Source organism: Sphingomonas panacis, from assembly GCF_001717955.1.
In the GTDB taxonomy this organism is placed as follows: domain Bacteria; phylum Pseudomonadota; class Alphaproteobacteria; order Sphingomonadales; family Sphingomonadaceae; genus Sphingomonas; species Sphingomonas panacis.
This window is the reverse complement of the sequence record NZ_CP014168.1, coordinates 4,114,465-4,126,687: the sequence shown is the minus strand read 5'-3', so window position 1 is coordinate 4,126,687 and position 12,223 is coordinate 4,114,465. Positions and strand designations below refer to the sequence as shown.

At 58.7% G+C, this 12,223-nt stretch carries 3 protein-coding genes; all 3 read left to right on the top strand.

Annotation, left to right across the window (positions count from 1 at the left end; translation table 11 throughout):
- Positions 1-112 precede the first annotated feature (112 nt).
- Genes J0A91_RS18860 through J0A91_RS18850 form a run of 3 tightly spaced genes read left to right on the top strand, consistent with a single transcriptional unit; the run spans position 113 to position 12,052 of the window.
- Entirely contained in the window at positions 113-826 is a 714-nt protein-coding gene (locus J0A91_RS18860) for a hypothetical protein (RefSeq protein ID WP_150126974.1), read from the top strand.
- Positions 823-1,869 carry a hypothetical protein gene (locus tag J0A91_RS18855; protein ID WP_069206187.1) on the top strand — a complete coding sequence of 349 codons (1,047 nt, stop codon included), beginning with the start codon at positions 823-825 and terminating at the stop codon, positions 1,867-1,869. Before J0A91_RS18860 ends, J0A91_RS18855 begins: the two co-directional genes overlap by 4 nt.
- Entirely contained in the window at positions 1,823-12,052 is a 10,230-nt protein-coding gene (locus J0A91_RS18850; protein WP_150126973.1) for a putative Ig domain-containing protein, read from the top strand. Before J0A91_RS18855 ends, J0A91_RS18850 begins: the two co-directional genes overlap by 47 nt.
- Positions 12,053-12,223 lie beyond the last annotated feature (171 nt).

Below are 12,223 nucleotides of genomic sequence, written 5' to 3'. Positions count from 1 at the left end.
AGGGTTCGGGGGCCTCGCTAATGTTTGATCCAGTGAAATCGGCAGTTTTGCCCCGAGTGGTTGTTACAGGCCGCACGCATTCCATCCAGCGTAGCCTCTGAAAGACGTGCGCTTGGGACTGTTCTCCAAGAAAAATCTCCTGCTCTTAGCCCTAGCGGCCGGGAGCGGCTGCGCGCCTTCCCGCGGGGATGTTTGTGCACCTGGGAACGACATCCGCATATCTGTTGGCAACGCCACGTATGTGGTCCGCAATGAAGACTTAGTGTTCACCTCGCCCGAAGCACCTCCTGGGCTCATCAATCATTCGGGAAAGAATTCTGACGGCATTTTTATTCGTTATTGTCAGAAAAAGGGGCAGAAATCAGTAAATGTCAATTCTTTCGGCTTGAAGATTGAAGGCAAAAGAACAGAGGCATCCCGCAATATTCGTGAAATTTTAATACAAATATTTGATTCGAATCACCTTAATTCTTCAGCTAAACCGCCATGGCCATATATAAACTCCAATAATATACGTAAAATTTATTATGGGGAGATAGTTGGCAGGCCCAAGAATGAAGTTGTAGTTCCGGTTGGCTTCACTCTGAATCGTGGGCGTGACAAAAGCCTCAGCGTCAAATGCGGATGGACTGATCTGCCCTTTGGAAGACTTAAGCGAGGAGGATGGATTGCCACTTGTCGGCCTATCCTTCCATTAGCGCATGGCAATTTCCTTGAGATATCCACCGGCGGAACACCGGACGACCGCTTAGATGCGATCGGCGACGACATTCTGCATGCACTGGCGAGCGTTGAATCTTTCACAGCAAAAGGGACCTCCAGATGACCACCTTGACGGCGCAGCAGATAGCGATCCTGAAAGACATCGCCAATGGCGGATCTGGCGGCGGTTTATATTCTGATACCTCAAAACCATATGCAAATTCATATAACTATATCCGCAGCTTTTTGGGCGGCGATGCTCCAGGCGAAGGCGCGGACGTTGCAGTTTGGAACTGGCTGAGAGGCGCGGAGGGCGTCAACCGCAGCGAGGGACAATTCAGCGCTTTCATTCGCAGTTATACTGCTGCACAGGTCCAGATTCGTGAAGGCCGGACCATGCAGCAATCCGAACTGGACGATGCATCCAATCGCATTGCACTGGCCGTTATCAGCGACATTGAAAACAGCGGTGGCATCATTCCGTCGCTGAGGCAGATTGGTGAGCGGGACGCTCAACAATCAATTCGCGATTTGCCCCTCAAGGACGTCGCGATTTGGTCAGGGAATCCGTTATTTGTATTGCTAGGCGACGACACCTTTTTAAAAGAAAATATTCTAGAAAACACGAGAGACTCTTACGACTTTTTCGTAATGGTAGAGGCCGCATCCCGTGCTTTGCCCACAATAAACTCAATCCCGGATCTCTTTTTCCAATTATGGGATCTATTGGGAATTGAAGGCATGCCTTTCACGGCTGCTTCCGCTATTCTAGAGATCAACCATTTCATATCTGAAGCCTACGGTGGTCAATACCTCTCTGGTGACGTCATAGCGGCTTTGGACCAACGCGACATCTGGGCTGCCAGACAGAATGCCGATGGCAACATTTCGCTCAATGATGATGTTGGCATTATTCATGCGGGCAATGGCAATGACTCAATCACGGTTTTTAAAAATGCAGCGCTGATTGACGGTGGCAGCGGTGTCGATTCAATAGAGTTTAAGACACAGAACGCCCTCCGGCTGGTTTTCTCCGACCAGAGCTCGGCGGTTCCCTTTTCGGGCTTGGTGTTCGAGGAAGGCGGAGGATTCAATCCAGGCGGTCTCTTCGATTTCAAGCGTGCATCGCTCTACGATATCGAAAAAAATCAAGCTGACCGAACATGATGACACGGTGTCGGTAGGTTCTCTCGCGAACGTTCCATCCACGGTCTCGGTCGATGGTGGGGAAGGAACCGACAAGGCGGATCTCGGCAACTCCGACAAGGCAATTACCATTCAATTGGGTAGCGGAGGCAAGGTCGCCGCGTATAACGATGATGGCCGGTTGGAGCTGACGTCCGTCGAAGAATGGATGGGCACAGGTCGCGCGGACACGCTGCTTATTTCCGATTCGACCGAGATAGCGAGCTTTGCCAGTTACAGCTTCAACCTAAGTTCGTCATCCGCCTCCCCTGGCTTTGCCGATACGGTATCTGTCTATGGTATGACGGGTAGCGTCACGATTAATTTATCCGACGTCGCCCGCCAAACGCTCACTGCAGCAGGCGGCACGATCACTTTCAGAAACGCTTATGCCGCCGTTGGTGGAAATGGCGCTGACATCATTACCGCTAACTCCTCGGGCGGCTATATTGAAGGACGGGGTGGTGCCGACGTGCTCCGCGGCAGTACCGGTTCAGACATCATCATCGGAGGCTATAAGGACGGCTCAGTCTATTCGGACGATGGCGTCCGTGATGTCATCTACAGCGGTGGTGGCGCCGATAAAATCTACTTCAGCAATCAGGACCATCTTGCAGATAGGGCGGGTTCCGGCTCAATGCTGTATACTGCGGAAGGAACCCCTCGCAGCATGGCACGTGCCGCTCTGCCAGCCGGCGGGGAAGAAGGTGGGCAAGCCAAGCTGCTGATAGGTGGGGAGAGGACTCTCCCTCCAGAAAATCCGTGCGCACCCAGCCCATCGGACGAGGAAGAAGATGGCCTCACATATCTTGGAGCTGATGGCACCAAGTACATATTGTCGGGCGGTGCACTTACCATCGATTACGGAAGTGGAAAAATCTATCTCGACGCCTTCCGTAACGGCGATGGCGGAATCCGCCTTCGCGAGGAGCGCCCCGACCAGCAGCAGGCCGAATGTACCCGCGACCCGCTCATCATCGACCTCGACGGCGATCGGAATGTCGTTCGCGAACTGTACGACAGCACGGCCTATTTCGATCTCGACAATGACGGCTTCCGCGAACGTGTCGCCTGGTCGCTTTCGGGTGATGGCTTCCTTGTCCGCGACCTCAACGGAAACGGTCAGATCGACAATGGCAGCGAACTTTTCGGCACAGGAAGCGTGGACTCCCTGGGAGGCCGATCGCGCCTCGATGATGGCGGCCGATCGGGAACCGATGGCTTCGTTGAACTGGGCCAGCTCGATAGCAATCGTGACGGTATCATCTCGGCGCTGGATACGGACTTCGCTACGCTGCGGGTTTGGGTGGACGCCAATGGCGATGCCATCACCGACGAAGGTGAACTGAAAACCCTGGAAGAATTGGGGCTGGTCTCGATCAGCCTGTCGACGCGGCAATCCGATGATCTCGACTGCGGATGCGACGGCACCGAAGTCACCTACATGTCGTCGATCACGCGATCGGACGGCGCGCTCGTGCAGATGTACGACGCCTGGCTCTCGATCGATCAATATGACACGCGCGAGAATGTCATCGACGTCACTATCTCGGCCGACATCTCCGCGCTGCCGTTCCTGATCGGCAGCGGCACGCTCAGCGATCTCGACGTGGCAATGGCGCGCGACCCGGCGCTGGCCGAGATGGTTCGGGCCTTCGCCAACCTCGACGCTTCGCAGGTCGGGGAAATCACCGAACGCGTCGAGCAGATTCTCCTGCGTTGGACCGGCGCCGATGCCGTCGCGCCGGATTCGCGTGGCGTCAACATGAACGCGCAGTGGCTCGCGGCGATCGAACAGATCAGCGGCAGCGAGTTCGTCCAGAGCCGCGTCGGCCCAAATCCGCGCGCGGACGCAGCCGCTATCCTGATCCCTGAATGGCAGGATATCCTCACCCGCACCGCCGCGCAGCTTCTCGGGCAGACCAGCCTCGGCGCCACGCTGACGCCAGGCCTCAGCTATGCGGGCGCCGCGTTCTTCTCGGCCGAAGATGGCGCATCGCTCTCCGGGATCATGACCTCGATCGCGGCGCAAACGCCCGCCGATGCCAGGGACGCTCTGACATATTGGCACACCATGCTCGGCCTGGTGTCTCATTACAAATCGGCGCTGGGGGTCACAGACGCCCAGATTGACTCATCGGCAAGCTCCTATCTCGCCATAAGCGGCCTTGGCTATACGACAGCCCAGATCAGAGCAGCCATCATCGTCACCGATGCGTCGCAAATTGCCATTGGACGTATCAATCCGGACATCATCATTGCTGGCGATGGGGTCCACGATCTGGTCGGCGGTGGCGGCAACGACACCTATGTCGTGTCGAGACAGGCAGGCGATATTCACGTCGATGACATCAACGGCCAAAACACCGTTCACCTCGTCGACGTCGATCGCGCGGAAGTGGTCGTGGACTATGCCTTTGTCGATGGTCGAGGGATTATCACGCTGCATACGCTGGATGGCGGCTTTTCTCTCGATTTCAGCCTTCGCGTGTTCCAGTCGCAGGCGCATTTCGGCGTCGAGATCATCAAGTTTGCGGATGGCAGCAGCGCTTCGATAGCAGAGCTGATGACCGACGATGAAATCGTCGGGCCAGACGGCACGGGCGGCACGATCATACTTGGCCGCGCCGGGGACGGGATCAGCTTTAGTTACCGTAGCACGGACGATCAGCTCATCGGCTCGGGGAAGGCCGACATCTATCATTTCGGACCGAATTCCGGCAACGACACCCTTCTGGATCGCTCGGTCAACGGCGCGGGGATCGACACGCTCGTCATTGCCGCCGATCGGGCCGATGTAAGTTTTGCCCTGGTCGAAGGCAGCTCGGGCGATGTCCTCGTCCGCATCGCCGGAAGCGAGGCGACGCTCGTCATCAAGGGCCAGCGCCTCGGCAACGGCACGCAGATCGAGGCATTCACGTTTGCGGATGGCGCGACGATGCCGTTCGGACACCTGGATCAGCTCCTCAACACCGGCACAGCCGGCAACGACACCATCATCGGTGCATCCTATGCGGATACCATCGAAGGCGGCGCGGGCAACGATGTCCTGCGTGGAGACGGCGGGGCGGACGTCTATACGTTCGATCCCGGTTTCGGACGTGACCTCATTATCGATCCGACAGCGGACAATGCCATCATGTTCCGGGCCGGGATAACCCGCGACATGCTCCAGTTCGAGCGCACGGGGGTGAGCGGCGGCGATCTTCTCATCCGTGTCGCGAATACCGATGACCAGATCATCGTCGCGGGTGGCCTGCAGCATTCGGTGGTCACCGAATTGCGGCTCTCCGACAGCTCGATCGTACCGCTCTCGGATATCCTGGCGGAGATCCAGACCAACTATGATACGGCCGTCATCACCGGAACGGAATATGATGATCTTCTGGCCGGATCGCTCCTCAACGATGTCTTCAAGGGGCTCGGTGGCAACGATGAGATCGATGGCTTTGGCGGCAATGACACCTTCTATCTGAGCGAAGGTCAGGACAGCATCAATGTAGGCTCGGGGAACGCCCGCTTCATTGCCCCCGAGGGCATGACGGCCCAGGATTTCCGCATCATCAATGGGAACAACTGGATCACCTTCAACGGCTTCAACGGTAGCACATTCATCTATTACGCCGATGGCGCCTCGTTCACCATTGAGTTTGAGGATGGTACAGTCCTCGATTTGAGTGCCCTTGATCGGACCGTTGGCACCGACGGCAATGACGTGCTGTTTCACAGGAGCTACCAATATCAATCCACCACCGTCTTTACGGGTGGAGCTGGTAATGACGTGCTCATCGGAGCCTCTAGCGAGGGGCTAGCCGACGCCTATAGGTTCGAGGCCGGTTTCGGCCATGATATCATTTATGACAATGGCGGACGTCAGGACTCCATCCTTTTCAGCGGCCCCGGTGTTACTCTTGCGGACGCTGATATTTCGCGGGATGGTTCCGATCTGGTGATTGCCTTTACGGGCGGCGACAAGCTCACCGTCGAAGGCTATTTCTGGCAGTTCCCAAATTATGACGGCGATTATCAATATTGGGGCCAATATGCTGGCGTAATAGAGAACATCTATTTTCAGGATACAACGACAGAAACCTATAGCGGCTTGACGAGCTTCGATGTCGTCGAACTGCTTTCGTCGAAGACCGATGGTGATGATTGGGTGATGACGGGTGTTCGTGATGGCGGCGCCGGCAACGATATACTGGTTGGCGGCGGACTGGCGAACACCTATGTGTTCGCGGCAGGCTACGGCCATGACGTCATCAAGGACGGTTATTATGACCGGAATGGCTCCTATTATCAGGACACGCTAATCTTCACCGGCCTGTCTTCCAACGACGTTACCATCTCCCGCGACCCCAGCGATCCGCTGTCGATCGTCTTCACCATCAAGGCGACCGGAGAGACGCTGACGATCGACGGCACACCTGACGATGGCCACAATGCGGTGATCGGGATGAACAGCTCGGAAGGCCCAGGCGGGATCACGATCGAGCATTTCCAGTTCACCGACGTGACGCTGAGCTTGGAAGATGTAGCAAATCGGGTACTGGCCGCACGGGCCTCCGATGGCGATGATGTCATCTACGGCATCAATTCCTATGGCCGCATCGACGGCGGCGCAGGCGATGACACGATCATCCTGCCCGCCGGCTCGGAAACCATCATTATCACCCCCGACAGCGGCCATGACATCCTAACGATTGAGGAGGTGGCTCGCTACGGCTTCACGATCGAGTTTCAGGGCATGGAGCCGGGAGACGTGGTTCTCCTCCCTGTGGGCGAGGTGAACGGCATCAAGGGCAATCATCTACAGATTGTAACCCGTTCTGGCGCCTCGCTCACGATTCTCAACGGCGCGGACGAACAGCTTCAAACGCCGTCCGAGTTGGGCCGGGGGCCCGCATTCGAGATCCGCATTCCTGGCGCGGACTTCTACGCCTCCTATTCTGGCGGCTATGGCCCGCTTGGCGAGCCGCTGCAGAACGGCACCGCGGGCGTCGATTATCTCTCGGCCAATTTCTGGGATAGCGAGGGCGCCACGTTCGATCCTCAAGGGGGCAACGATCTGATCTTCAGCGCCGGCGGTATCGATACGGTTTTGTTCGGTCGCGGCTATGGTGAAGACCGACACTACGCCGCCCCGGCACAGACAGGCGGCCTGCCGCCCCAAAACGGCTTCGCTGCGGCCAACGGCGATGTGCTGATCGTCGAAATGCTCGACGGGCTTGGCCCCGACGATGTTTCGATTTCCTGGCTGCAGGACCAGATCGGTCTCGCCGAACTGCGAATCAATGACACGGGCGACCGTCTCATCTTCGACGCGGCCCTGTTGCAGGAAATCCGCTTTGCCGATGGCCAGACCATCATCCGCGACGGCGACACTTTCCTGCTGGACGGCTTGGGTGAACAGGTCGTGCTGCCAACGCCCACGGTCGAATATGGCGACGATATCGTGGTTGATGCCGGGGAAGAAGCCGGCGGCACCGCTCTGGACGAAGGTTTTGTCCTCACCGGCGGCAATGCGACCTTCCATTTCGGGACGGGGAGCGGGTTCGATTATGCCTGGGATGAGACGATCGACGCAGTCCTCTACAATGACGAGGAGCTTCCCGTCGACTGGCAGCCCAGCACGCTCGTGCTGGACGATGTCGATGACATTTCCGAACTGCTACTTGTTCGGTCCGGAGACGATCTCGAAATCTACATCCCCTCGACAGGCGACAAACTCGCTCTGGCAAGCCAGTTCGGTGTCGCATCGGGCATAGTCGGGACGATCATCCTGTCGAACGGCACGCAACTCGCCTGGAACGATGTTCTGACTTCCATATCGATCGTGCGGGACACCACCCAATATGATGAGCCCGTGATCGCGCAGAGCAACGAGACGATCACAGCGCCTCCAGGCTTCGTGTCGCTGGTCGCAAACGGCAGCAATGTCACCTTCGATATTCCTTCCGCCACAGGCGTCCAGTTCATAGGCTTCACTGTCGGTATCACCCTGGACGGCGAGCCTGCCGATCCCGATTGGCTTCCCAGCAATATCGTTCTGCATCACGAGATGTCCGCCTATCATTTCAGGCGCGCGGACGACGATCTCATCATCCGCGATACCACGACCGGGAACGAAACCTATATTTCCGGGCAGTTCGCGATGAACGGCGGGGTGATCGCGAACTTCACTTTCGCCGATGCCGCAGATCCTTCCGGTTCCATTGCGTACGACTGGTCCTATTTCGATGGCGACAACATCATCCTGTCGCTTCCTTCCACACCGACCTATTTCAGCACGCTGGAACAGATCGCGACGGCGGGCATCGATCGCCTTCAGCTCTCTGCCGGAGATGAAATCGACAGCCTGGCCGGAGACGACGCCATCATCAGCCTGGAGGGCGGCAGCACGCTCATCTTCGGGGCCGGGGACGGCAATGATCATTTCTCATCGGCAACGATCCGTACCGGCTCGATCTATGACGAAAGCTATGTCGGCGACACCGTGCGCCTCGAAGGTATTGCAAGCCTCGACGAACTGCGCTTCCTTCGCGGAGGCGATAATCTCGTCGATCTGGTCGTGGAGATCAGGGCAACGGGCGAAAGACTGACGATCGCAGAACAGTTTGGGCTTGCCGAGAGTCCTTTGCCAAGCGCAACCAGCGTCCATTATCTGCCGATCGTGACGTCTTTCGTGCTTGATGGCGACACCATGATTGATTGGGGGACGGTCGCCAAACGCATCGAGGGGACCGATCTTGGCGGCGGCAACAGGATCGTCACCGGCACGCAAGGCGGCGTGCTCGACGGCGGCGCAGGCGCCGACAGCCTTGAGGGCGGTACGGGGGACGATATCTACGTCTTCGATCGCGCCTATGGCGAGGATGTCATTCGCGATGCGGGCGGCTCCGATCGAGTCCGCTTCGGAACGGACATCACGCTGGCTGACGTCTATTTCTCGCGTGCGGGCGAAAATGGCGCAGACCTGCTGGTCGAAGTGATGGGGGCCGATCGCCTCGCACTCACCATCGCGGGGCAGTTCTCCTCGTCGGGTAGCCGTGTGGAAAGCTTCGAGTTCGGCGACGGCCAGTTGCTCTCCTGGCAGGATGTGCAGCGCATCATTCTGTCGAACATCTCCACCGGTGGCGACGACGTGATCGTCGCTTTCGCGACGAACGACCAGATCACGGCCAAGGCCGGTAACGACCAGATCACGGGTGGCGCGGGCGATGATGTAATCGACGGCGGCGCTGGCCGCGACGTCGCGATCTTCGCGGGCGTCGCGTCCGATTATGAGGTTACCATTCTCGATGGCGTGACCGTGGTGCGTGATCTCATAGCCGGGAGGGACGGAACCGATACGCTGCGCAATATCGAGGATTTGCGCTTCCTGGGCGACACCGCGTCCGTTCCGGTCACACCGCCCAACAGCGCGCCTGTTGCCGGTCCTCTCGCGGCATCCGCCATCGAAGATCAGGTGCTCGTCATCACCCGCGCCACGCTGCTGGGTCTGGCAAGCGATACCGATGGCGACAGTCTGAATCTGACCGCGGTCGTCAACGGCACGCATGGGCAGGCCTGGATCGACCTGGACGGCAATATCCGTTTCCGGCCTGCGGCCGACTATGCTGGTGAGGCCTGGTTCGATTATGTCGTCAAGGACGGCAATGGCGGTCAGGCGTCTGGTCGCGTCACCGTGACGGTCAGCCCGGTCAACGATGCGCCGGTCGTGGCGGTTGCTCTCGCGACGCAGATAGTTGACGAGGATATGCCGGTATCGATTGCGATCCCGGCCACGACCTTCGCCGATGTCGATGGCGATGTTCTCACGCTCTCGGCGACCCTGGCGGACGGCACTCCGCTGCCCGCCTGGCTATCGCTGGTCGATGGCGTGCTGGCCGGTCAGCCTCCTGCCAACTTCAATGGTACGCTTTCGATCGCCGTCGCAGCCTTAGATGGCAGCCTCACGGCCACGACGACGTTCGATCTTGTCATCACGCCGCGCAATGATGCCCCGACGGTAATCACGCCCCTGCCCGATGTGACGATCGTGCCCGGCGCCATCCTCTCCATCCTCATCCCCTCGGCCATGTTCAGCGATGCGGACGGCGACACGCTGGTGGTTTCGGTTTCGGGCGTCGAAGGCACGTCATTGCCGGCATGGCTCTCGTTCGACGGTCAGTATCTTTCGGGCGCCGTCCCTGCCGATTTCACGGGTTCGCTCGATATTCAGGTCGCCGCCAACGACGGCCGCGCCCGTGCCATCGATCTGTTCACCCTGTCCGTCTCCGGCAATAGCGCACCGATCGTGGCAAATCCGCTCCTTGACGTCTCGACGCTGGAAGACGGCGCGATCGATTTTTCGATCCCCGCCAATACGTTCAGCGATGCCGATGGCGATACGCTTGTGCTGACCGCCACGCTCGGCGATGGCTCTGCCCTTCCGGCATGGCTCAGCTTCGACGGCGGGCGCTTTACCGGTATGCCGCCAGCGAACTTCAGCGGCTCGCTGGCGCTGCGCGTTCAGGCCAGCGATGGCAGCCAGCATGTGGCGTCGAGCTTCGATCTGGTCATTGCGCCGGTCAACGATGCGCCTACGGCGACGATCGACCCGCAGGACCGTATATCGTTGCTCGAAGGGGCGCCGGTGAGCCAGCTCGTCCGCATCGTCGGGCAAGACGTTGACGGCGACGCGCTTGGATATGCGATCCAGTCGGGCAACGCTGTGGGCCTCTTCAGTATCAATCAACAGGGATTCCTGTCCTCTACCAGGACGGCGGTGCAAACCGATGTCGGCATCCATACGCTCGAAATCCTCGTAAGCGATGGGCACGGCGGGACGGTTCTCCAAACCGTTGAGGTCGAGATCGTCGACGTCAACAACGAGCCGGGAACCTCGACGCCGGAAATCAGCGTCAGCGCAACCGAGGATCTGCCGTTCAGCTATATGGTGCCGGCTGATCTGTTCACCGATCCGGACGGCGATCCGCTGACTATCACCACGTCAGCGCTGCCCGACTGGCTGAGTTATGCAGATGGCGTGTTTTCGGGCACCCCAGACCAGTCGGCCGTCAATGACGGCTCCGTGATCATCACGCTCAGCGCGACCGATGGGCATGGCGGCGCTCCCGCGACCGCCCAGCTCACGATCATGCCGGCCAACGTCAATGATGCGCCAGTGCTTGCTGAAACGCTGGCAGATCACACGATCGGCGGCGGCACGGCGGTGAATTTCACCTTGCCGCCGAGCGCCTTTACTGACGAGGATGGCGACAGCCTCAGCTATGCTGTCGCGCTTGCGGATGGAAGCGCTCTGCCTGGCTGGTTGTCGTTTAACGCCGGCACACGGACCTTTACCGGCACGGCGCCAGCCAACGCCTCCACGCTGGATATTCGCGTAACGGCTTCCGACGGCAGCCTGACCGCCAGCGACGATTTCTCCCTGACGATCGAGCAGGGGACATCCGGTAGCGGCAGCACTGCCGGGTTCGGCTTCGCGAACCTCAATAGCTGGTACAACCCCTCATGGGGCGGTGGTTATATCGTGACCTACAACTATACCGTGCAGGCCGACGCCATCGTCGACGGACATCTCAAGGCATGGGACATCGTGTCGGGCTATGACGGGCCGGGAACGGTGGTCGGCGGTTGGCTAAACGGCTTCAACGGCGGCGCATCCTTCACCATCGCTCAAGACGGCGCGGTGTTCTCAACCGTGGGCCAAGGCTATCAGCCCGATCTGACGGTAGGCACCACCTTCCAGCTATCGCTACAGGTCAATGGCGCTGGGTATGAAGCCGATGATTTCGACTTCACGATCTTCGATCGCGACGCGCAGCCCAATCTGGCCGACGCCGGCGACACCGATATCGAGGTCGGAATGACGAGTGATTGGGGAGGCGGTCTTTCGCAATCCGTCACGGTCAACAATATCGGCTTTGCCAAGATCGATGACTGGTCGCTGATCCTCGACACGCCCAATGGGGTCGATCTTGACATCACGAGTGTCTGGGGGGCAACGGCTACAGAACTGGCAAATGGCGATATCCGCTTCGAGGCGCTGGATTGGAACGCTACCATTGCGGTCGATGGGGAAACGAGCTTCGGCTTCAACGCCAACTATTCGGGTGTTTCCTCCCTCCATCTCAATGAAGAACAATTCGCGATCGCCTGATCGCAAGGTTGCAACCTCCATAAGAAAGATTGGGCCTCCCGGCGACATCAGCATTGTCATCGGGCGGACCAAGCTCGATCTTCAATTCACTGGTTCTATGCGCTGTCGGCGCCTCCGGCCCTTAGCGCGAGGCGATGCCGCTGACGGTGTCGCCTCGCGGCCAGTGAGCCT

Coding starts and splice junctions, on each gene's coding strand:
- J0A91_RS18855 (WP_069206187.1), top strand. CDS start 823: ATGACCACCTTGACGGCGCAGCAGATAGCGATCCTGAAAGACATCGCC.